This window comes from Micromonospora sp. NPDC051196 (assembly GCF_040682415.1).
Taxonomy (GTDB): domain Bacteria; phylum Actinomycetota; class Actinomycetes; order Mycobacteriales; family Micromonosporaceae; genus Micromonospora.
In genome coordinates this window covers 297,900-319,625 of the sequence record NZ_JBFBAY010000005.1, presented here as the reverse complement: position 1 = coordinate 319,625, position 21,726 = coordinate 297,900, and the positions used below count along the sequence as shown (strand labels likewise).

The following is a 21,726-nucleotide window of genomic DNA, read 5'->3' as shown; positions in this document are numbered from 1 at the left end:
TGTCACCTGCCCTTCGAGGGTCGTGGCGAGGTGCTCGGCGCCCCGCCACGGATCTGCACCATGGTCGCCCGGATGCCACGCCGTACCCCGGGCAACGTCAACAAGCCGACGCAACCGGCGGCCAGTACGGCCAGCGCCACCGCCAGGCCGACGACGCCCCGGCCACCGACCAACACGCCGACCGTCGCGGCGGCGCCCACACCGCCGAGCGTGACCAGCGCGGCCCGCACCATCGACGTGTCGGCCAACGGCTGGCCGACGACGATCCGGGCGCAGGTCACGGCCGTCAGATTCTCCGTCACGATGCCCGCGGCCCAGGCGCAGGCCGCACCGGTGGCACCGTGGGCGGGGATCAACACCAGGCTGAGGGAGACGGTGACCGTGAGACCGGCCACGGTCGCCGCGAGATGCAGCCCGCTGCGCCCGCTCATCAGCAGCAGGCTCTGCACGTTGCCCACGCCCGTGTTGACGAGCATGGCCAACGCGAGCACAGTCATCGCGGTGGCGCCGCCGGCGAACCCGGAGCCGAAGAGTGCGAGGAAGCCCGCGCCGAAGACGGCCAGCAGCAGATACACCGGCCAGGACAGCACCAGCGCCCAGGTGGTCAACTGCCGGTGCAGGGCGGCGGCCGCGTCGGGCCGGTCCTGGCCGAACAGCCGGGACAGCTGCGGGGACACCGCCACCCGCAGCCCCTGCATGGCGAGTTGCCCGGCCAGGATGTACCGGCTCACCGCGCCGAAGATGCCGGCCTCGGCCGCACCGGCGAGCATGGTGGTGAGCAGCACACCGACCCAGACCGCACCCGAGTCGATCGCCGCCGAGGCGGCTCGGGGCAGGGAGAACCGCCAGAAGGAGCCCCACTCGTCGCGCCGGGCGCGCAGTCGCGCCCCGCGGCCGAGCCCGAGCGGCCCGGCAACCAGCAGCAGGGTCACCAGCACGGCCAGCATCGCCGGTAGCACCCAGCCGGTCATGCCGGCCAGCAGCCCACCGCCGGCCAGCAGCACGGCCGCGCCCACCAGCAGGGGCCGCGCGGTGGGCAGCAGCATCGACTGCACCGCGACGTACGCCCGCATCGGCCGCACGCAGCGCAGCACCCCGAACAGCAGGGTCATCGCCACCACCACCGGCACCGCGGCGAAGCTGACGGTGAGCAGTGCCCCGCCGTCGGTGCCGGAACCGTCCAGCAGCCGGCCGGCGAGCGGCTCGGCGGCGAGGATCCCGACGGTCGCGACGGCGAGCGCCGCCGACAGCGGCGGGATCAGCGCAACCGGCAGCATCCGGGCGGCGTCGCCCTGCGGGCCGAGTTGCCGTCGGGGAAGACTCCAGATCAGTCCGGTCTCCGCGCCCAGCACGCACACCGCGGCAGCCACCGTCACCACGCCGATCGCCGCGAAGAAGACACCCGAACCCTCGGTGCCGTAGCCACGGGTGATGACGACCACCAGGAGGAAACCCATCAGACCGTTGACAGCGGCGCCGAACAGCCCGGCCGCGCCGCTGCGCGCACCTCGACGGGCCTCGGTCGCGGTGTCGGACTCCGGTGCCGACGGCGCCCCCGTCGCAGGTGGGTGAAGGGGGACGGTCATGCGGGCGCCACCTCCGGTCGGGCGGGCAGGTGCGGCAGGGCCGGACCGGACGGTCGGGCCTCGCGTTCCACCAGGGACATGGTGAGGGCGATGGCGAAGAAGGCCACGGCGAGGTTCGGACTCGCCAGGCCGTAGAACGGGATCTGCACGATGCAGACCACCGGTACCACCGCGAGCCACTGCCCGGCCGCCGAACGGGCCCGCGCGCAGATCACCGCCACGAGCGCGAACCAGGCCAGGAAGAACAGCAACGCCGGTACGCCGTGGCAGAACAGCACCATCCACAGCTGCCCCTGGGTGCCCACCGGGACGGGTGCGCTGATCGTGTCGACGGTCGCCGGTGCCCCGTAACCGAGCCAGGGTGACTCCGCCACCCGCCGCAGCACCTCTTCGTAGAGGGCGAACCGGTCACTGTTGGTGTCGCTGGACTCGACCCGGTTGCCGATCAGCTCGGTGACCGGGATGAACAGGGTGGCCAGTCCTCCGATGAGCAGCACACCGACCACGGAGGCGCCGACCCGCACGTTGCCGCGCCGGGCGGCGCGCAACCCCAGCACCATGAGGCCCGCGCCGAGGCTGACGAACATCGTCCGGTTGAGGGTGAGGAAGGCCGGGGCCAGCGACAGCGGCAGCGACGCGATCACCGCCCAGCGCAGCAGGCCACGTCGGCGCAGCATGACGAAGGCGACCACGCAGGGCAGCGTCATCGCGTACGCGCTGCCGTAGTTGTTCGTGTACGGGAAGGGGGCCGACGGCCGGTAGATGGGATTGAGCGAGCGGGCACTGTACTCGCTGGCTGCGATCCGTACCAGGTCCTGGATGTAGGCGTTGCCGGAGACGCCACCCGGCAGGAGCATCTCCATCGGCGTGCTGAGCTCGAAGCGGGGCGCCAGCACGCCCAACCAGCCGAGCGCGACCAGGCCGAACCAGAACAGGCACACCGGCACCAGCAACGCGGACAGCTCGTGGCCTTGACGCGCCACCGCGTACACGTACACGCCCACCACCAGGGCGGTCACGTAGAACCCCAGCCGCAGGCCGAAGGCGAGCAACGAGCCGACCGAGGAGAGTTGGGTGGCGCTGACCACGACCAACGCCAGGAACAGCAGCCACACGCCGGTGCCCGGCGGCAGCGGCACCCGACCACGGACCAGCAGCAACGCCAGCAGCACCGCGCCCAGCAACGACCAGCCCAGATAGAACGCGCCGGCCAACCACCAGACCGGCACCAGCCCGAACATCACCGTCAGCGGCCACACCGGCAGCCGGGGCAGCACCGGAGCGGCCAGCCGGGCGCCCGGATGCTGGCCAGCCGGCTCGTCGACCAACGGCGGGCTGAGGGTGGGCACGGTCAGCCCCGGCCGGTGCGGGTCAGGACGAATCCCAGCGGGGCCACTCCGGCGGCCCGCAGTCGCTCCGCCAGACGGCGCAGATCGCCCTGCTTTGTCCGATCCTGCTCGACCACCACGACGGCGGTGCCCTGCCGGGCCGCGGCCACTCCCCGCTCGTCGGCCTCGGCCGGCGGGGCGTTGAACAACACCAGCCCCTGGGCGGCGCGCTGCCGCCAGGTGCCGAAACGAACCCCACCGGCGCCCACCGGCACCTCGTCGGCGCGCTCGGCAACCGGGCTCTTGGCGCTCACCGGAGCACCGCTCATCCGTGGCAACATCATGGTCGCCTCCGGGTCGCCCGCCGGCCGGGCCGCGCCCGGATGCGGGGACGGCCGGCGTACCGTGATCTGCTCGGTGATGTCGTCGACCGCACCGGAGCCGTCCGGACGCGGCTTGGGGATGGCGGGCCGGGCCGGGTTGACCGCAGCGGGCAGCCGCCCCCGATCCGTCATCACCGTCGCGCGCAACTGGTCCAACCGGCCGCTGTCGTCGGCCACGTAGACGTCCCGACCGGTGGCCGCCAGGGCCACCGCCAGGCCGGCGGTGAGGGTGGTCTGATCTTCCCGGGTGGTCAGCAGGGCGACCCGGGCCGGTTCGCGTACCCGCTCCGCGATGGCCATCGCCACGTAGCGGATGTCGGCGTCCACCGGCCTACGCCGGCCGAACATCCCCTGGCCCCGTACCGTGCCAAGCAGCGGCAGGCCGGTGGCGTCCCGGCCGTCGTCGACCGACCGGATCCGCCGGTCCATCGACTCCCAGGCGAAGGCGAGCACGACCCCGAACAGGACACCGCCGAGCAGTCCCGCCGCCACGTAGAGCGGACCGCGCCCGCTGGAGGAGACCAGGGCCTTCTCAGCACTCTGGGTGACCCAGCCCGGGTTCACGTCGACCGCGGCAATCTCGGTACGCGCGGAGTTCAGCTGGGTCAGCTGATTGTTCACTCCGGAAAGCTCGGCAACGGCGGCGTCCCGCGCGCCGTCCCGCGCGTTGGCCACCCGCTTCTGCAGCGCGGCCTGCTGCGCGGCGACCTTCTCGATGCTCTCGTCGTACGAGCGCAGCATCTCCTCGCGCTGCCGTTCGTACATGCCCCGGCGTACTTCCAGGTAGGACTGGGCCGCCAGGTTGGCACTGTTCACCGCCGACTCGGGCGAGTTCGCGGTGAAGGTGAAACGCAGGATCTGCCCGCCGGCGGGCACTTCCACGTCCAGCGCGTTGCGCACGTCGCGGGGATCCCAGCCGCCGGAGTCGGCGAGCCGCTGCACCACGTCGGTGCCGGTGGCGATCCCGCTCTCCACGTTCATGTTCACCGCCCGGTCGGCGGCCGCGCCGCTGGGGGTGAAGGCGTCGGTGACCACCGGGCGGACCGCGACCACCGCGCTCGCGCTGACCGCACCGGGGACCAGGAAGACGTACCCGATCGCCGCCGCCAGACCCAGCACCGCGACCGCAGCCACCAGTCGGATCCGATGCAGCGGCACCCGCAGCAGATCGGTCAGCGTGACCGTACGAGCCGCAACCGTACCGCCGGACCAACTGCCGGGCTGTGCATCAGTCATGAACGCCACCGTCGCTACGTTGTCGAAAAGGAGCATCACGGGTGCAGCGGCCCGCGGGACAGCTCCGCCCGACGCTCGGGCCGGCGACGGGAATCCGCCGCCGGCCCGACCTGAACAAGTTACCGACCTTCTGCTACAACGGGTACACCCTTACTGCACGGCGAAGAACATCCGCGGAGTTGACCAGGAGAGCCCGTCTGCGGCCGTGGTGAGCACGGTACTCGCCGCACCGTCGACCGCGGGCGCGGCCGTCGGGTCGAACGGGACGCTACGCAGGCTGCCGTCGGTGTGACCGTACACGATCTTGCCGTCGACCCAGGCCATCCCCCGGACCGCAGACCAGGTCACGCCGGTGGTCGGCAGGGTGAACTCGGTGGCGCCCAGGTAGTTGCCGTCCACCTCGTAGTACCGGTAGTAGAGCCCGTTGGCGCCGGTACGGGTGTAGTAGAGGCGGCCGTCGAGGAAGAAGGCGCCGGTCATGTTCGCCGGGTTGTACCAGGCGTTGAAACCGGACGACTCCCACGGCACCCCGACATTGCCGCCGTTGAACATCGAGATGTCGATCCGGCTGCCGGTGGTGCTGCCGGGGACGGCCCGCGACCAGTAGATCCGGTCACCCAGACCCCAGGTCGCGCCGGCACCGGTGTAGTTGGGCTGGCTGACCGTGGTCGGCGTGCCGACGGTGGTGCCGTCGAACGTCACCCGCTCCAACTCGCCGGCCGTCACACCCAGGTACAGGTGACCGGAGCTGGCCGTCGAAGGATTACGCGGGGTGATCGTACGACCACCGGCGATCGGGAACATGCCGAGTCGACCGTGGTACTCGTTGGCCATGCCGTCGGAGTTGTGCCCGAAGTAGAGACCGTTGCTGCCCCGCCAGAGCACCGGCACCTGCGAGCCCCAGTTGCTGGCTCCCGAGGGCAGGGCGTTGCCACCACGGCGACCGGGGTTCCAGTTGACCGGCATGCCGGTGGCCGGGGTGACCGCGCCGACACCGAGCCGGTCGACCGCGCCCGCACCGGCTCGGTCGCTGGCGTTGGGGTTGTTCAGCCAGCGGAAGTGCCCACCGAGGTAGATGATGTTGTCGGCCACCTCGACCGAGGTGATCGTGTCGTTTCCGGTGTAGTTGACCCAGGTGCCCACCTGGTTGGAACCGCGGTGCGCGGTCTCGAACCGGACCAGCGCGTCGCAGTAGGCGGACGGCCAGCCGGTGCCGCCGTTGGTGCCGACGACGAACCAACTGCCGTCCCCACCGAAGCGCAGGTCCTGCACGTAGTGCACGAAGGTGGCCGGCGCCCCGCACGGCGACACGAACTTCTCCGTGCTCCAGTCGATCACGCTCGGGGTGCCGGTCAGGTCGATCAGCGCCATCTGGTTGCGGGGCAGGTCGTCGACGAGCGTGAAGTTGCCGCCCACGGCCAAGGTGCTGCCGTCCGGAGTGATGTCGATGGTCCAGGCGTACGAACTGGTGCCGTGCCGCCCGACCGTGGCGTTGACGTTGAAGGTCGAGTCGATCGCGCCGGTGGCGGCGTTCAGCCGGGCGAGCCCGGAGTGCGCCGTGCCGTTGATCCAGTTGAAGGCACCGGCCAGGTAGAGGTCGTTGCCGTGCAGCACCATGTCGCGGATCATTCCGCCGTCGGAACGGCCGACCCAGCTGTCGATGGTCGCGCCGGTGACCGGGTCGAGCGCGACCAGGTTTCGACGTGACACACCGTTGACGTTCTTGAACGCCCCGCCGACGATCAGCGTGCCGCCCGGACCCGCGATGAGGGAGTTGACCGCGCCGTCGAGCTCCGGCACGAACGCGGTGTTGATGGTGCCGGTGGCCCGGTCGTACGAGAACAGGTAACGCTGGGTGATCCAAGCAGAACTGGCGGTCTGCCGGATCTGGGTGAAGCTGCCCCCCACGAACACGCTGTTGCCCACCTCGGCGAAGGCACGGGCCTCACCGTCTCGGGCGTGCGGGGTCTGGTCGACCGGGTTCGTCGACACGACGGTGCCCGTTTCCGGTACGGGCAGCACGGCCGCCTCGGCCGCTTTCGGCACGGCCAGTACGGCCGCGAGTGTTACCAACGCGACAGCCCCGACCCGTGCACGACGTCTACGGGTGGGGTGCCGCTGGAAGGAGATTATGGGCACGCTTCGCCTCCAGGGTGGACGGGATTGCCGGTAGCCTCTCGCGTCCACCCAGCAGGGCGACATCCGCCGATTGGGCGGTCGGTGCATCAGTTAGCGGACAGTGGCGACGCCAGAGGCTGCGGCAGCAACCGAGTGTCGCAAACCCGTGTCCGGTTTCAGTCAGCGGCTCCCTCCGGTGGGCTGCCGCAGGTAACTGTCCCGCCCCGCGGCGGTGAATCCGGCCAGCGACGCCGCGTCGTGGTTCATCGTCATGTTGCAGGTCTTGGTCGTGGTCGTCATGCCCGGCGAATTGAAGTAGATCGCTGCCTTGATCTTGGGGTGAGCCTTCAACGCCGCCGGGAACTCCTCGAACCAACGCCGCTTCGCGTTCGGGTCGCCTGCGTCGAAGTTCGTACCGAACTCGGCCAGCATCCGCGGCTTGCCCGCACCGATGCCCTTCTCGTCCAGCCAGCGGTAGAAGGATCCGACAGTGGTGCTCGGGCTCTTCCAGACCGTGCTGCCGTTGCAGACGTGGAAGTTGTACGGATCCCAGGCGACCCAGTCGACGTAACGGTCCCCGGGGTAGAGCCCGGCGTACCGGTTGTAGTGACCGGACCAGCCCATCATCGTCCACACCCAGACCGCGTTGCGTACGTCGGCCTTGGCGAACCGGTCGTGCACGTACCGCCAGGCCCGGACGAAGTCGGCGTCGCTGCCCTTGGCCGGCTCGTCCTCCGGCTCGTGGTCGAAGCCGATGAAGACCGGCTGCCCGACGGCCCGGATCCGGCCGGCGACCGCGTCGATCGTCTCGTCGTACCGGCCGCTGTAGACGTCCTTCCAGGTCAGCACGGTTCCCGAGGAGAAGACCCGGCTCTCCCAGGCGAAGAACATCAGCCGGCCCTCGCGCATCTGCTGCTGCTGGTACGCGTCCGGGAAGGCACCGTTGCTGCCGGTGTTGGAGAAGTCGTGGTAGCGGTGGACGACGTCGAACTTGCGACCCACCTGTGCCTCGACGTCGGTGATGGCCCGGCCGTGGTCCCAGGTCTGCGGGTTGGTCGGTGAGTACATCCCCCACCAGGCGCCACAGGACGGGACCAACTTCTCCGAGACCTGCCCGCACTTGCCCGAGTCGGCCGGCGGTCGGGTCGCGCTCGGGGTCGGGGTCGGTCGCGTGGGCGTCGGACTCAGGCTCGGCGAGGCGCTCGGCGATACGGGGGGCCGCGTCGGCTCGGCGGTGGGCGGCAACGTGGCGCTCGGCGGGGCCGACGGCGGACGGGCACCCACGCTGTAGGTCAGCACCAGGTTGGGCCGCACATCCACGTTGCGGTTCTCGGCCGAGGCCCAGTAGATGCGGGTGTCCAGGCCCGCCTGGGCCAGTGACACGGTCCAGATGCCGTTACCCGTGACCAGCCCGGAGACGTCCCACTCGTTGAATCCCTTGCCGATCCCGGTGACCGTGTCCAGGACCGTACCGACCCGCTCCGGTGCCGGCCGCTGCGCGGTGGCGTCCAGGGTCGAGGCGTGCGCGGTCACGGTGGCCTTGAACGCCTGCCAGGTGTGCACCCGCAGGGTCGCACGGACGTTCGTCGCGTTCGCCGGCAGTGAGGTCACCATGAAGGCGAGCACCGCGTCCCGGCCGCCACGTGGGTTCCCGTCGCATCGCGCCGGGCAGGTCGCCAGGGTCGTCTTGACACTGTTGTCCCCGTCCTGCGCCACGGATGTGGCGGTGGTGTCGGCGACCACCGGGATGGACAGGTCGTCGTCGGCGAGCAGGGGCACCATGGTCGCGGTGAGTCCGAGCACGACCGTGATGCCAAGAGCACCGAGGACAACGGCCTTGCGCCGGGGACCGGGGTGCCGGATGAGGCGATGTAGTCCACGCCTGGTCACGGAAACTCCTTGCGTCTGCGGCGGTAACGCTGAGCAGCGTATCGGTGTACACAACAGAGCATGGGCATGACAGGGGGACCTAAGCGCGTCTTAATACTCACCTAAGACTCAGCGCAGGAACGCGTCCGGCGCGTGATCAGGCTCTATCCACGATCGAGCGGGCTGCGAGCACCGGCACACCGATCCGGCGCCGACCTGCCGATTCGTGGTTCATCGATCGCTGCGGCGGGCGACGGTGAGCGCGGTCGCCATCGCCGATCGGGGGGCGGCGACGCCGGTGAACTGCTCGAACTGGCCGATCGCCTGGGCCAGCAGCAGGTCCAGACCGGAGACGATGCGGCAGCCTGCGGCGGCAGCCGACGCGGCGAGCGGGGTGGGCCAGGGATCGTAGATGGCGTCGAAGAGGACCGTGGCCGGGCTCCAGGCCACGATGCCGGCCAGTTCGTCGGCGGCCCCCTTGGGCACTGTGGAGATCAGCACGTCGGTGCCGGTCAGCGCCGCCGCCTCGGACCAGGGCGCGGCGGTCAGCGCCAGACCCAGGGTGTGCGCCACCGGTGCCAGCTCGGCGACGGCCGTCGGCCGGCGGGCCACCAGGGTGACACCGGCCGCCCGCAGCCGGGCCGCCGCCGCGAGCGCCGCCCGGGCGGTGCCACCGGCACCCAGCACGGTGACCGTGGCGCCGCCGCCGACCCCCGCCTCGGTCAGCACCTCGACCATGCCGGTGACGTCGGTGTTGTCGGCGTACCAGGAGCCGTCGGGGCGGCGTACCAGCGTGTTGGCCGCACCGACGGCGGCGGCGACCGGCGAGACCTCGGCGGCCACCGCGAGCGCCGCCTCCTTGCCGGGCATGGTGACCGACAACCCGGCCCACTCCGGGCCCAGGCGCGCGACCAGAGCCGGCAGCTCCGCCGCCGAACACTCGATCCGGGTGTACGACCACCCGTCGAGCCCGGCGGCGGCGTAGCCGGCATTGTGGATCACCGGGGAGAGCGAGTGCGCGATCGGTTTGCCGACCACCGCCGTCTTGTGCACCGACACCGCCAACGACGCTCCTCAACAGCAGGGACGACTGTCACCTAGCATCCAACAATGTCGGACAGCAGCCTGCGACACCGCACCGGAAAGATCACCCTCACCGTACGCCGGTCGGACCGGTCGGCGCTCGCCGAGCAGGTCGTGACGGTCGCGCAGCGGCGGCACGCCTTCGCCTTCGGCAACATCGGCTTCGACTTCGTCGACCTGGTCGGCGGCCCCGATCCCGAGGGTGCCCAGCCCTTCGGCGGCACGGATCAGTCGGACCTCGACCGGCTCGGTCAGCTGTGGCTCAACCTCTTCAACACCGCCACGCTGCCGTTCTACTGGGGCAGCTACGAGCCCCGCCGCGGCGCCCCCGACACCGGGCGGCTGACGAAGACCGCGCGCTGGCTGGCCGATCGCGGCGTGACGGTCAAGGGCCACCCGCTGGTCTGGCACACCGTGCAGCCGCCGTGGCTGCTCGGCCTCGACCTCGACGAGGTCGAAGCGCTGCAACGGGCCCGCATCCGCGACCTGGTCGGCGGGTTCGCCGGCCTGATCAACACCTGGGACGCGATCAACGAGGCGGTCATCATGCCCGTCTTCGCCAACGGGGACAACGCCATCACTGACCTGGCCCGGGCCCGGGGCCGCATCCACCTGGTGCGGATGGCGTTCGAGGAGGCCCGTGCGGCCAACCCGACGGCGACCCTGGTGCTCAACGACTTCGACCTCAGCTCGGCGTACGAATGCCTGATCGAGGGCGTCCTCGAAGCCGGCGTCCGGATCGACGCAATCGGCTTGCAGACCCACATGCACCAGGGGTACCGGGGCGAGGAGTACATGCTCGAGACGCTCGACCGGTTCGCCCGGTACGGTCTGCCGCTGCACCTGACCGAGACCACGCTGGTCTCCGGCCACCTCATGCCGCCCGAGATCGAGGATCTCAACGACTACCAGATCCCGCAGTGGCCGAGCACCTCCGAGGGCGAGGCCCGGCAGGCCGAGGAGATCGTCCGGCACTACCGGTGCCTGCTCGCACATCCGGCAGTCGAGTCGGTCAACTACTGGGGGCTCACCGACCGGGGCGCGTGGCTGGGCGCCCCCGCCGGCCTCGTCCACGCCGACGGCAGCCGCAAGCCGTCGTACGACGCACTCGAAGCCCTGCTCAAGGGCGAGTGGTGGCTACCCCCGACCCCGAGGCGCACCGATCCGGACGGCAGGGTGATCGTCGAAGGCTTTCTCGGCGACTACACCGTCTCAGCGGGTGACCGCAGCGCCCGCTTCACCATCGACGCCGCCGACAGCACCGCCACGATCGACCTGTCCTGACCACGACAGGACGTGGCGGGGACTCCAAATAAAGCTTACTGATTAGCGATCTTCGATGGTTCGATACTCCCACATCAACCCACGGGGAGTGTGAATGTTGTTACGAAGAGTGTCCGCAGCTGTTGCGACCGGCACGTTGGTAGCGCTCACGCTGGCTGTTCCGTCGGCCAACGCCAGCACCCTGAACGCCGGGGCGACGCCGAAGGCGGGCAACACCGCGGTGAAGATCCGCACCGGAGCCGGCACCGGCTACACGGCGGTTGCCCAGATCAACACGGGGCAGTGGGTGAGCTGTTGGTACCCCGTCACGTCGGACTGCAACAAGACCACCACCGGTGTGACCACCGGCGGCTCCTACACCTGCAACGGTGCCACCAGTAACAAGTGGCTCAAGGTCGGCTACCAGCTCACCCTGCGGTATGTCGCCCTGGGTTGCGTGAACACCAGCCAGATGCCGCCGGGAGCCGGGATCGGCTGATCGAAGCGATCTACCGGGGGTGGAGAGAGCCGATCTCCACCCCCGCAGGCTGTGTTGCCAGAACTCAGATGATCCCGGCCTTCCGGGCTTTGGCCTCGTTCTTGAGATGTTCCTGGTAGGTCTCGGCGAACTCGGAGTTGCCTTCCTTGTCGACGGCCACGAAGAAGAGCCATTCTCCCTTGGGCGGGTCCATGGCACCTTCGAGGGCATCCTTGCCAGGGTTGTTGATCGGGGTGGGGATCATGCCACGCAGCTTGCGGCTGTACGGGTTCTTGGTGTCGAGTAGTTCGTCCCGGGTCATCTCGGCAGACGTCTTCGTCTTCTGCCCGGTCAACTCCAGGTAGTAGTTGACCGTGACGTCCATCTCCAGGCAGCCGCAGTCGAAGGTGCCCTTGTACACCCGGTTGTACGCGACCCGGGCGACCTTGCCGAGATCCTTCTTGGTGCCGGCCTCGGCCTGGGCCAGCGAGGCCACGATCAACGCCTCGTACGGGCTGATCCCGCGGTCCTTCTGTACCCGGTCAGCGAACTCCATCTCACCGGTGACGCTCAGGAAGTGGTCGACCATCTGCCCGAGGATGGTCTCGGCGGTGGAGTTCGGCGGGATCTCGTAGGTGTCCGGGAAGAGGAAACCCTCGATGGATTTCTTCGATTTCTTGCCGTCCGCCCGCTTGAACCACCAGTCCGGTACGCCAAGCTTCTCCGGGGCCTTCGCGGCGGCCTCGAACTCCTTGACCGGGATGTCGGTCTTGTCGCTGAGCAGCTTGAAGATGCCCTTGGCGGTACGCCCCTCGGGGATGGTGATCCCGTTGACGATCCGGTTGGCCGGGTCGAGCATCGCGGCCAGCGCCAGCTCACCGCTCATCTGCTTGCGCAGCTTGTACGTGCCCGACTGGATGTTGCGGCTGCGGGAGTTCTCCTCGGCAGCCTCGATGAACGCCTTCGTGCTCTTGATCACGCCCGCGTCGTAGAGCGCCACGGCCATGTCGGCCAGGAACGCGCCCTGCGGGATCTGGATCGTCACTTCCTCGGTGCCCGCGCCGTCGTAGTCGGGGGTGACGAAGTAGTTCTGGATCCGGTCGAAGCCGTAGAAGGCCCCGCCACCGATGCCGCCGAGCAGCACCAGGGCCAGCAGCAGCGCAAGCGCGGTCTTGCCCCGGCCCCCGCCGGAGCGACCGCCCCGCTTACGACCCCTGCGGTGCTTGCCCTTGTCCCCCCGATCCTGCTCGTCGTGACCGAGGTCCAGCTCGTCAAACATCTACGTCCGCCTCCGCTGCGCGTCCAGCCAGCTCTGCAGAATCTCCACCGCAGCGGCCTGGTCGACCACCGCACGTTGTCTCTTCCCCCGGACACCTCGCTCGGCCAGCCTACGACTCGCCACGACCGTGGACATCCTCTCGTCGGTCAGCGTCACCGGAACAGGCGCTATGACATCAGCCAGTTGACGAGCGTACGCCTTCACCTGCTCGGCTGCGGGACCATGTCGGCCGGCGAGGTTGACCGGCAGGCCGACCACCACCTCCACCGCCTCGTGCTCGACGACCAGCGCGGCGAGTTCGACAAGATCCTTCGGCACCGCGTCCGGCCTGGGATTCTGCTCCCGGGCGACGGTACGCAGCGGGGTGGCGAGCACACCGTGCGGATCGGACCGGGAGACCCCGATGCGGACCTGACCGACGTCCACGCCCAGCCGCACACCACGGGACAGCTCAGTCACCGAACGTCACCCCTGTCGAGAAAGAGGCCAGGGCGGACCGAACTGGTCCGCCCTGGCCCGCTGTGCCGGTAACTCACGCCTCGGCGATCGCCTTCTCGACCGTCAGCAGCAGGGTCGGCACCTCCGACTCGGGCAACCCGCCGCCCTGGGCGAGGTCCGGGCTGCCGCCGCCGCGCCCGGAGAACGCCGCCTTGACCAAGTCGTTGGCGGCAAGCCCTCGGCTGCGGGCGGCCGGGTTGACCGACACCACCAGGGAGGCCTTGCCGTTCGATCGGGCCGCCACCGCGACCACGCCCGGCCGGGCCGGGTCGATCCGGCCGCGGACCTCCTGGGCGAGGGTGCGTACGTCGTTGCCGGCCGCCCCCTCGGGCGCCTCGATGCCGACGTAGGCGACCCCGCGCACGTCCTTGGCCTGGGCGGCGAACGCCGCCGCACCGCCGAGCACCAACTGGGCGCGCAGCTTCTCCAACTCCTTCTCCGCGTCGCGCAGCTGGGTGACGGTCTGCTCGACCCGGTCGGCGACCTGCTCGGAGGGGACCCGGTACAGCTCGGCCAGTCGGGACACCAGCAGGTGCTCGCGGGCCAGGAAGTTGAACGCGTCCATGCCGACCAACGCCTCGACCCGGCGGACGCCGGATCCGATGGACGACTCCGAGAGGATCTTGACGAGGCCGAGCTGGCCGGAACGGGACACGTGGGTGCCACCGCACAGCTCACGGGCGTAGTCACCGACCTCGACCACCCGGACCTGCTCGCCGTACTTCTCACCGAACAGCGCCATCGCGCCGATGCGGCGCGCCTCGTCCAGCGAGGTGACGAAGGCGTGCACCTCCAGGTCGGCCAGGAGCACCTCGTTGACCTGCTGCTCCACGTCCCGCAGGACGCTCGGCGCGACGCCGGTGGCGGTGTTGAAGTCGAACCGGAGCCGACCCGGGGCGTTCAGCGAGCCGGCCTGGGTGGCGGACTCGCCGAGGAAGTTACGCATGGTCTGGTGCACCAGGTGGGTCGCGGTGTGCGAACGGGAGATGGCCCGCCGCCGACTGGTGTCGATCTCGGCGTAGCCGGTCTCCCCGGTACGCACCTCGCCCCGGATCACCCGGGCCCGGTGCACGATCAGCCCCGGCACCGGCTGCTGCACGTCGAGCACCTCGACCTGCCCACCGCCCACGGTGATCATGCCGAGGTCGGGCTGCTGCCCACCGCCCTCCGCGTAGAACGGGGTGGTGTCGAGCACCAGCTCGACCAGGTCGCCCTCGACCGCCGCCGCGCGCGGGCCGTCGGTGCCGAGCACCGCCCGTACCGTCGACTCGCGAGCCGTCTCGGTGTAACCGGTGAAGGTCACCGGCCCGCCGGCGTCGAGCACCGACCGGTACGCCGACAGGTCGGTGTGCCCGGTCTTGCGCGCCTGCGCGTCGGCCTTGGCCCGGGCCCGCTGGTCGGCCATCAGCCGCCGGAAGCCCTCCCGGTCGACGTCGAGCCCCTGCTCGGCGGCGATCTCCAGGGTCAGGTCGATCGGGAAACCGTACGTGTCGTGCAGCTGGAACGCCTTGTCACCGGAGAGCGCCGGTTTGCCCGCCGACTTCGTCTCCGTGATCGCGGTGTCCAGGATCGTCGTGCCCGCCCGCAGCGTCGCCAGGAAGGCGTCCTCCTCCGCGTACGCGTACGCGGAGATCCGGTCGAAGTCGGCGGCCAGTTCCGGGTACGACGGCGCCATGCAGTCCCGGGCCACCGGCAGCAGCTCGGGCAGGGCCCGCTCCTGCCAGCCGAGCAGCCGCACCGACCGGATCGCCCGGCGCATGATGCGGCGCAGCACGTAGCCCCGACCCTCGTTGGACGGGGCCACCCCGTCACCGATCAGCATCAGCGCGGTGCGCACGTGGTCGGCGACCACCCGCAGCCGTACGTCGTCCGGGTGCGACTGGTTTGCCGCCTGGCCGGAGTGCGCGCCGTAGCGCTTGCCGGTCAGCTCCGCCGCCCGCTCCAGGATCGGCCGGACCTCGTCGATCTCGTACAGGTTGTCGACACCCTGGAGGATGGAGGCCATCCGCTCCAGCCCCATGCCGGTGTCGATGTTCTTCTTCGGCAGCTCACCGACGATCCGGAACTGCTCCTTGCTGCGCACGTCCGCGATCTCGTACTGCATGAAGACGAGGTTCCAGAACTCCAGGTAGCGGTCCTCGTCGACCTCCGGGCCACCCTCGGCGCCGTACTCCGGGCCCCGGTCGTAGTACAACTCGGAGCAGGGACCGGCCGGACCGGGGATGCCCATCGACCAGAAGTTGTCCTTCTTGCCGCGGCGCACGATCCGCTCCGCAGGCACCCCCGTACGCAACCAGATGTCGTACGCCTCGTCGTCGTCGAGGTACACCGTCGCCCAGATCCGTTCCGGATCCAGCCCGAAGCCGCCGTCGGACACCGACTTGGTGGACAGTTCCCAGGCGAACGGGATCGCCCCGTCCTTGAAGTAGTCGCCGAAGGAGAAGTTGCCGTTCATCTGGAAGAACGTGCCGTGCCGGCTGGTCTTGCCGACCTCGTCGATGTCCGGCGTACGGATGCACTTCTGCACACTCACCGCCCGGGAGTACGGCGGGGTCTGCTGGCCCAGGAAGTACGGGACGAACTGCACCATGCCGGCGTTGACGAACAGCAGGTTCGGGTCGCTGATGGCGGGCAGCGGAGCGGACGGCACCACGGCATGGCCATTCGCCTCGAAATGGGCGAGATACCGCCGCTTGATCTCCGCCGTCTTCATCGCTGGTGTTCCTCCGGAAAGATTTCTCGATCACCGAGCCGCGGGTCCTCCCGCAGCTCGGCGAACTGGTCGTCGAACGCCTCGCCCTGGGCGAACGCCTCGTGGATCTCCTGCTCCCGCTCGGCCATCCCGGCGCGCACGTCCGCCACGAAGCTACGCAGTTCCTCGACCAGGCCGCCAGCGGATTGTGACAGGTTGTCGGCGATGCCGGCCGGGGTGTACGAGTGCGCGGCACGGGTCGCCTTGCGGACCACCACCACGCCGACGGCCAAGCCGATACCCAGCCAGAACAGGCGCCTCATGCTCGTACCTCCCGGTGCCGACGGGTCACTGGTTGCCGCGCCGGGCGGCGCGGCGCTGGGCCTTGATGGTGTCGCGGACCTCGCGTTCGGTCTCGGCGTGTCGGCGGGCGGCGGCGGCCTTGCGCACGCCGTAGCCGAACGCCGCCACCTTGACCAGCGGGTTGGCCGCGGCGGCGGAGACGACGGTGACCAGGTTGGCGACGTTGGCGCTGACGTTCTGCGCGTGGCTGGTCATGGTGTCGACCTTGGCCAGCTGGAGGTTCACCCCGTCGAGCGAGGTCTGCACCTGCTCCAGGGTGACGTTGACGTTGCGAACCGTCGTGTTGACATCACCCAGCAGCGGACCGGTCCGGTCGTTGAGGTCGTTGATCATCCGGGTGGTGGCGTCCACGGTGTGCCGCAGCCGCAGGATGGGCAGCGTCAGGATCAGCACCAGCATCGCGAACGCGATCGCCGCGATCAGCGCCGCGACCTCCAAAAAGCCCACGCCTGTCCTCCTCAACGAAATGTCTCGGGGCGGCATTATCCCCGATCCGCACGACCGTCTCGCCCGCGCCGGCGCCCGATGGCCCGCCGAAGGGCCGGCAGGGTGACACGCGGGACGCCAGACCAGACCCTACCGTCCGTGATGACATTCGGCTCAGGACGGTGGTGACGGCGTCAAGTCACCCAGCGGGTCGTCGCCCAGGGTCGGGAAGGGGTCCACACCGGTCAGTGACGGGTCGGTGCTCGGCTGGGGCCGGGTCCGGTCGTCGTCGATCGCGTTGCGCACCTTCACCGTCACCAACGATCCGGTGCACTCCGCAGCGGCGGTTTCCGGGTCCGGCGACGGCACCACCGCCGGCTCACCGTCCACCGGCGGCGGTACGCAGGTGGGTGCGCGAACCCAGAGATCGAGGGTCAACTCGTCCCGCCGCCAGCAGGTGTAGCGGCCCTTCTCCTCCTGTTCGGGGCAGTAGGCCGGTTTCCACGGCTGCCAGCCGTCCTGGCTCAGCGCCGACTCGTACACCGGGGCCGTCTCCTCCGGTGACCGCTCGGAATTCACGGTCCGCTCCCGCAGCCGGCAGTCCAGCAGGCACCAGCGGCTGCCGCTGACGGCATCGACCGGATCGACGGCGGCCCAGGTGGGCACGGCCAACTCGTCCAGCGAGGCGAAGACCGGATCCCGGCCCTCCGCCCGCAGGCCGAAGAAGGCCGGCACCGCGCCAAGCAGCAGCACACTCACCACCGCCAGCACCACCACACGCAGCCGCTGGTTGCCGCCACCCTGGTGGCGCGATTCCGGCCCGTCGTCCACGGTGTCGTCAGTGCGTTCCGGGTCGGCGGGTCGGCGTACCTCCGGCTCGAACTCGGGTCGGAGCGCGGCCGGGCCCATCGGCGCGACCGCCGCGGCGACCCGGGCCACCGCCGGGCCCTCACCGCCCCGGGGCGGCGGGGGTACCGGTGCGGTGCCGGACGGTTCGGGAGGGCCGGGGTTGCGTGGCGGCGGAGCGGCCCGGCCGGCGAGCCGGTCCTCGGGCCGAGGCGCTACGGAGCCCCGGGCGACCACCGGTGACCCGGGCGGGGTCGGACGTTCCCCGCCGGCACGACCGGGAACCCCCGGTACGGGGCCGCCCGGTGGTACGGCGCCGGGCCGAGGCGGGCCGGCGTTCGGTCGCATCGGGCCGGGTTCGGGACGGGACGGGTCCCCCTCGGGACGGGCGCTGCCCCGGGGCGGCCCCGGTGGCATACCAGCGGTACGGCCGGGGCCACCAGTGGGTGCTCCGTCGGGACGACCTGCGACGCGCGGCACGCCGCTGCCGGGCGGTGCTGCCCTCGGCGGTGCCAATGGCTCGTCACCGGGCCGTGCCGTCGGGGTTGCCGGTGGCACCGGCCCGGAACGTGGCGTCCTCGGTGGTCCCGGCGGATCGCCGGGACGTGCTGGCAGGTGCTCCGGGTCGACGCCGCTGCGCGGCGATCCGGGTGGCGTGGCGTCCGGAAGGCCCGGCACCCGGGTACGCCCCGCCGCCGGCACTGATCCGGGCCGGTTGGGCGGCGGCCCTGATCCGGGTCGACCAGCCACCGGCGCTGATCCGGGCCGGCCGCGCGGCGGCTCGCTCGTGACCGGCGGTACGCCCGCGGGGCCGGCCGGTGGCACGGCACGTCCACGGCCGGTGACCGGCCCGTCGTGGCGCGGTGGGCCGGCGGCGGGCCGGCGTGATCCGGTGTCGGGCCGGCCCGCTTCGGCACCGGCGACCGGGCGGGCGGGCGGCGGGCCGGCGGGAGTGTCCACGCCGCGTTGCTCACGCGTCGCCGGCAGGTCGCCGGTGGGAGCACCGCCGGCGCGACCGGTCTGCGGATCACCCGGGCCCTTGATCGTCCGAAGCGCCGGATCGGTGTGATGGGCACGACCGGCCTGTCGCAGCCAGTCCGCCGGTCGCTGTGGGCGGTCGGCCCGGCCGCTGCCCGGCCGGTGGTCGGCTGCCCCCCGGGCGAGGTCATCGGTCCCGCCGGACCCGGTGACCGGCCCGTCGTCGGCGGCTCGGCGCCCGCCCCGGACCGGCGGCTCCGGCTCTCCTGGCCCCGCGGGCACGGCAACGTCCATTCCGTCGGCCGCCCGCCGGCCGGTGGCTGGTGCCTCGGGCACCGCCCGACGGCCCCGCGGCGGTGTCGCCAGCCCCTGCGGCAGGGTCGGTGGACCTTGCGGCGGTGCCGACGGGCCTTGCGAAGTTGCCGACGGGCCTTGCGGCAGTGTCGGTGCACCTTGCGGTGGTGCCGGCGGGCCTTGCGGTGGTGCCGGCGGGCCTTGCGGTGATGGCGGCGGGCCTTGCGGCGCGGCACGGCGGCCCCGGGGCGGATTCGCGTCGCCGGTGCCGCCGAATGACGATTCGGGAATCGGCGGGGCGTTGCCGGACAACGGCACCACCGGTTGGTCCGCCTCGGGCTCGGCGGCGCGCCGCCGACCGGCCCGACGGCTGCCGGCAGGTGCGCCGGTGGGGCCGCCCGATGCTGCTGCCGCAGCGGGCGTCACACCTGCTGCCGGGCCACCCGGACCACGCTCGGCCGCAGCGGGCGGCTCGGGCGCCGCACGCCGGCCCGGCTGGACCGTCTGCGGACGGGACCCGGCGTCTATCTCGGACGGACCCGGGACCCGAGGGTCGTTCGGCTGTTCCGGCATCGCACGACGAGGGCCGGCGGGCGCTCCGGCCGGCCGACCGACGGTGCGGCGCGAAGCCGGCGGACCCGACACCGGTCCGATCGGCGCACCGGAGACCGGTCCGTCCGACAGGCCGCGAATCGGGCCGGTCACCGGCCCGGGCCCCGGTTCGCCCCGGGATCGCCCGCCCGCTGCCTGCGGCCAGCCCCCGGACGAGGCGTTCGCCGTACCGGCACCATGGTGTCCGGCCGGTCCGGTGGCGGGCGGTACGGGATGTGCCGTGGTCGCGGGCGGCCGTTCCCGGGCACCGGCGACCGACTGGTGCCCGGGGCCGGGAGGCGGCGGGCCGGACGAGCCGGTGGACCCGGGCGCACCGGCCGGACGAGGTCCCCCGGCGGATGCCGGACCATCAACGGGGTGCGGGCCGCCGGTCGGGCGGGTGATCGGCGAGCCTGGCCATGGGCCGTCCACCGGCCGGGCGCGAGGCGGTTCGGCGCTTGCCGGGCGCGGCGGGGACAGGGGCGACGGGTTCGCACCGGCGGAATGCCCGGACGCCTGCGTACGCCCGTCAGCGGTCGGAGCCGGGACCGGCCCGGTCGGCGGCGGGGCGGCCGGGGCCGGGCGACCCGGAAGCGGGCCGGGGCGGCCGGTGGGCGCCAGGCCGGGGCGGTCCGGGCCGGGTGGCGCCGCCGGGCCGGACCGCGCAGTGGGCCCCTCCGGTGTGGGTGCGACCCCCTCGGGACCGAGTTCACCGCGCTGCTGCTTGGCCGAGCGCAGGTCGTCGATCCAGCCGAAGTCCTCACCGCTGTCCGGCTCCTCCGGGGCGGGCTCAGACCTGTTCCGGCCCCAGCGGCGGCTCTTGGTACGCCGCTCGTCCTGGCCGTCCTCCGGTCGCTCCGAACCAGGCGATCTCACTGTTGGCCCTTCCCGTCGGCGCGATCGCCGACCTCATCGGTCACCTCGGCGTCCACGGTCGTCAACTGCGTGTCGTCGACACCGGGCCGGGCCGCAGCCCGACCGCCACCCGGCGACATGCCCGTGGGTGCGGGTGCGGGCAGTCCACGGATGATCCGGCGCAGCAACGGCAGCCGGGTGGCCACCGACCGTTCCGCGCCGTGGTGACTCGGCCGGTAGTAGTCGATCCCGACCAGGTCGTCCGGCACGTACTGCTGGCTGACCACGCCCCGCTGGTCGTCGTGCGGGTAGCGGTACCCGGTGCCGTGACCGAGGCCGCGGGCGCCGGCGTAGTGGGCGTCGCGCAGGCCCCGCGGCACCGCGCCACCCCGACCCGCCCGTACGTCGGCGATCGCCGCGCCAATCGCGATGGTGGCCGAGTTCGACTTGGGTGCGGTGGCGAGGTGGATCACCGCCTGGGCGAGGTTGAGCTGCGCCTCGGGCAGGCCGACGTACTCCACCGCGTGTGCGGCGGCGGTGGCCACGCTGAGCGCATTCGGATCGGCCATGCCCACGTCCTCGCTGGCGAAGATGACCAACCGGCGGGCGATGAACCTGGCGTCCTCCCCGGCGACCAGCATCCGGGCCAGCCAGTGCAGCGCGGCGTCCACGTCCGAGCCTCGCATGCTCTTGATGAAGGCGCTGGTCACGTCGTAGTGCGCATCGCCGGCACGGTCGTAGCGGACCGCCGCCGTGTCCACCGCCCGCTCGGCCGTGGCCAGGTCGATGCGACCGTTGCCGAGCGCAGTGGCCGAACCGGCGGCTGCCTCCAGCGCGGTCAGCGCCTTGCGGACGTCCCCGCCCGCCAGCCGGACCAGATGCTCCTCGGCCTCGGGGGCGAGGGTGAGCGCCCCGGCCAGGCCCCGTTCGTCGGTCATCGCCCGGCGCAGCAGGCGGCGCACCGCCGCGTCGTCGAGCGGTTGCAGGGTGAGCAGCACGCACCGGGACAGCAGCGGCGAGATGACCGAGAAGTACGGGTTCTCCGTGGTGGCGGCCAGGAGCGTGACGGTGCGGTCCTCGACGGCGGCGAGCAGGGAGTCCTGCTGGGTCTTGCTGAACCGGTGCACCTCGTCGATGAAGAGCACGGTGGGCGGGCCGCCCGACCGCCGCTGCCGTCGCGCGGTGTCGATCACCGCTCGGACGTCCTTCACCCCGGCTGACAGCGCCGACATGGCAACGAACCGCCGGTCGGTCGCGGCGGCCACGAGGTGGGCGATGGTGGTCTTGCCGCTTCCGGGTGGCCCCCAGAGGATGACCGACATCGGAGCGTCCCCGGTGACGAGTTGTCGCAGCGGCGCACCGGGGGCGAGCAGATGATCCTGGCCGACGAGTTCGTCCAGGCTCGCCGGGCGCATCCGGACCGGCAGCGGCGCGTCCGGCCCGGCCGGGGTGAAGCCACCGACGCCGCCGGAACCCGCCACCGCACTGACTGCTGCGGCGGGTTCACCCAGGGTGAAGAGCGTCTCGGACTCCATCACGAGAACAGTACCGGGCTCGACC

The 21,726-nt window shown here is 71.5% G+C and carries 16 protein-coding genes; 3 read left to right on the top strand and 13 right to left on the bottom strand.

Annotated features, from left to right (window positions below; genetic code table 11):
• Positions 1–2: 2 nt before the first annotated feature.
• From AB0M35_RS13725 to AB0M35_RS13700, 6 genes are all read right to left on the bottom strand, one after another.
• Complete coding sequence (locus AB0M35_RS13725; RefSeq protein ID WP_363745022.1) at positions 3–1,586, bottom strand: lipopolysaccharide biosynthesis protein; 1,584 nt, start codon at positions 1,584–1,586, stop codon at positions 3–5.
• Complete coding sequence (locus tag AB0M35_RS13720; RefSeq protein WP_363745231.1) at positions 1,583–2,914, bottom strand: O-antigen ligase family protein; 1,332 nt, start codon at positions 2,912–2,914, stop codon at positions 1,583–1,585. Before AB0M35_RS13720 ends, AB0M35_RS13725 begins: the two co-directional genes overlap by 4 nt.
• Positions 2,915–2,937: 23 nt before the next feature.
• Entirely contained in the window at positions 2,938–4,533 is a 1,596-nt protein-coding gene (locus AB0M35_RS13715; RefSeq protein WP_363745020.1) for a lipopolysaccharide biosynthesis protein, read from the bottom strand.
• A 150-nt stretch (positions 4,534–4,683) separates the two neighbouring features.
• Positions 4,684–6,606, bottom strand: coding sequence for a hypothetical protein (locus AB0M35_RS13710; protein WP_363745019.1), 1,923 nt, complete (start codon positions 6,604–6,606; stop codon positions 4,684–4,686).
• Positions 6,607–6,831: 225 nt separating this feature from the next.
• A complete protein-coding gene (locus AB0M35_RS13705; protein ID WP_363745017.1) occupies positions 6,832–8,541 on the bottom strand; it encodes a glycoside hydrolase in 1,710 nt (569 codons plus the stop codon).
• 210 nt (positions 8,542–8,751) lie between these two features.
• A complete protein-coding gene (locus AB0M35_RS13700; RefSeq protein WP_363745015.1) occupies positions 8,752–9,585 on the bottom strand; it encodes a shikimate dehydrogenase in 834 nt (277 codons plus the stop codon).
• Between the two features lie 45 nt (positions 9,586–9,630).
• On the opposite strand from AB0M35_RS13700, the gene AB0M35_RS13695 reads away from it, so the two are divergent.
• Both AB0M35_RS13695 and AB0M35_RS13690 read left to right on the top strand, forming a co-directional pair.
• A complete protein-coding gene (locus AB0M35_RS13695; protein WP_363745014.1) occupies positions 9,631–10,887 on the top strand; it encodes an endo-1,4-beta-xylanase in 1,257 nt (418 codons plus the stop codon).
• A 94-nt stretch (positions 10,888–10,981) separates the two neighbouring features.
• A complete protein-coding gene (locus AB0M35_RS13690) occupies positions 10,982–11,365 on the top strand; it encodes a hypothetical protein (RefSeq protein WP_363745013.1) in 384 nt (127 codons plus the stop codon).
• A 64-nt stretch (positions 11,366–11,429) separates the two neighbouring features.
• On the opposite strand, the gene mltG is transcribed toward AB0M35_RS13690, so the two are convergent.
• From mltG to AB0M35_RS13660, 6 genes are all read right to left on the bottom strand, one after another.
• Complete coding sequence (gene mltG, locus AB0M35_RS13685) at positions 11,430–12,623, bottom strand: endolytic transglycosylase MltG (RefSeq protein ID WP_363745011.1); 1,194 nt, start codon at positions 12,621–12,623, stop codon at positions 11,430–11,432.
• The gene (gene ruvX, locus AB0M35_RS13680) at positions 12,624–13,082 is read right to left on the bottom strand and encodes a Holliday junction resolvase RuvX (protein ID WP_363745009.1); all 459 of its coding nucleotides are present in this window, start codon (positions 13,080–13,082) and stop codon (positions 12,624–12,626) included.
• A gap of 73 nt (positions 13,083–13,155) precedes the next feature.
• On the bottom strand, positions 13,156–15,834 hold the full coding sequence (gene alaS / locus AB0M35_RS13675; protein WP_363745007.1) for an alanine--tRNA ligase: 2,679 nt from the start codon (positions 15,832–15,834) through the stop codon (positions 13,156–13,158).
• Entirely contained in the window at positions 15,831–16,136 is a 306-nt protein-coding gene (locus AB0M35_RS13670; RefSeq protein WP_363745005.1) for a hypothetical protein, read from the bottom strand. The genes alaS and AB0M35_RS13670 overlap by 4 nt, the downstream gene beginning before the upstream one ends.
• Positions 16,137–16,161: 25 nt before the next feature.
• Entirely contained in the window at positions 16,162–16,623 is a 462-nt protein-coding gene (locus AB0M35_RS13665) for a DUF948 domain-containing protein (protein ID WP_363745003.1), read from the bottom strand.
• 153 nt (positions 16,624–16,776) lie between these two features.
• Entirely contained in the window at positions 16,777–17,433 is a 657-nt protein-coding gene (locus tag AB0M35_RS13660; protein ID WP_363745229.1) for a hypothetical protein, read from the bottom strand.
• Between the two features lie 425 nt (positions 17,434–17,858).
• On the opposite strand from AB0M35_RS13660, the gene AB0M35_RS13655 reads away from it, so the two are divergent.
• Positions 17,859–18,239, top strand: coding sequence for a hypothetical protein (locus AB0M35_RS13655; RefSeq protein ID WP_363745001.1), 381 nt, complete (start codon positions 17,859–17,861; stop codon positions 18,237–18,239).
• Positions 18,240–20,183: 1,944 nt separating this feature from the next.
• Here the strand turns inward: AB0M35_RS13655 and AB0M35_RS13650 are convergent.
• Positions 20,184–21,701 (bottom strand): replication-associated recombination protein A, encoded by a 1,518-nt coding sequence (locus AB0M35_RS13650; protein ID WP_363744999.1) that lies wholly within the window; start codon positions 21,699–21,701, stop codon positions 20,184–20,186.
• Positions 21,702–21,726: the final 25 nt, after the last annotated feature.

Excerpts from the sequence above, each read along its gene's own strand:
- AB0M35_RS13695 (WP_363745014.1), top strand. The coding sequence starts at position 9,631 with ATGTCGGACAGCAGCCTGCGACACCGCACCGGAAAGATCACCCTCACC.
- AB0M35_RS13715 (WP_363745020.1), bottom strand. The coding sequence starts at position 4,533 with ATGACTGATGCACAGCCCGGCAGTTGGTCCGGCGGTACGGTTGCGGCT.
- mltG (WP_363745011.1), bottom strand. The coding sequence starts at position 12,623 with ATGTTTGACGAGCTGGACCTCGGTCACGACGAGCAGGATCGGGGGGAC.
- AB0M35_RS13650 (WP_363744999.1), bottom strand. The coding sequence starts at position 21,701 with ATGGAGTCCGAGACGCTCTTCACCCTGGGTGAACCCGCCGCAGCAGTC.
- alaS (WP_363745007.1), bottom strand. The coding sequence starts at position 15,834 with ATGAAGACGGCGGAGATCAAGCGGCGGTATCTCGCCCATTTCGAGGCG.
- AB0M35_RS13670 (WP_363745005.1), bottom strand. The coding sequence starts at position 16,136 with ATGAGGCGCCTGTTCTGGCTGGGTATCGGCTTGGCCGTCGGCGTGGTG.
- AB0M35_RS13725 (WP_363745022.1), bottom strand. The coding sequence starts at position 1,586 with ATGACCGTCCCCCTTCACCCACCTGCGACGGGGGCGCCGTCGGCACCG.
- AB0M35_RS13690 (WP_363745013.1), top strand. The coding sequence starts at position 10,982 with ATGTTGTTACGAAGAGTGTCCGCAGCTGTTGCGACCGGCACGTTGGTA.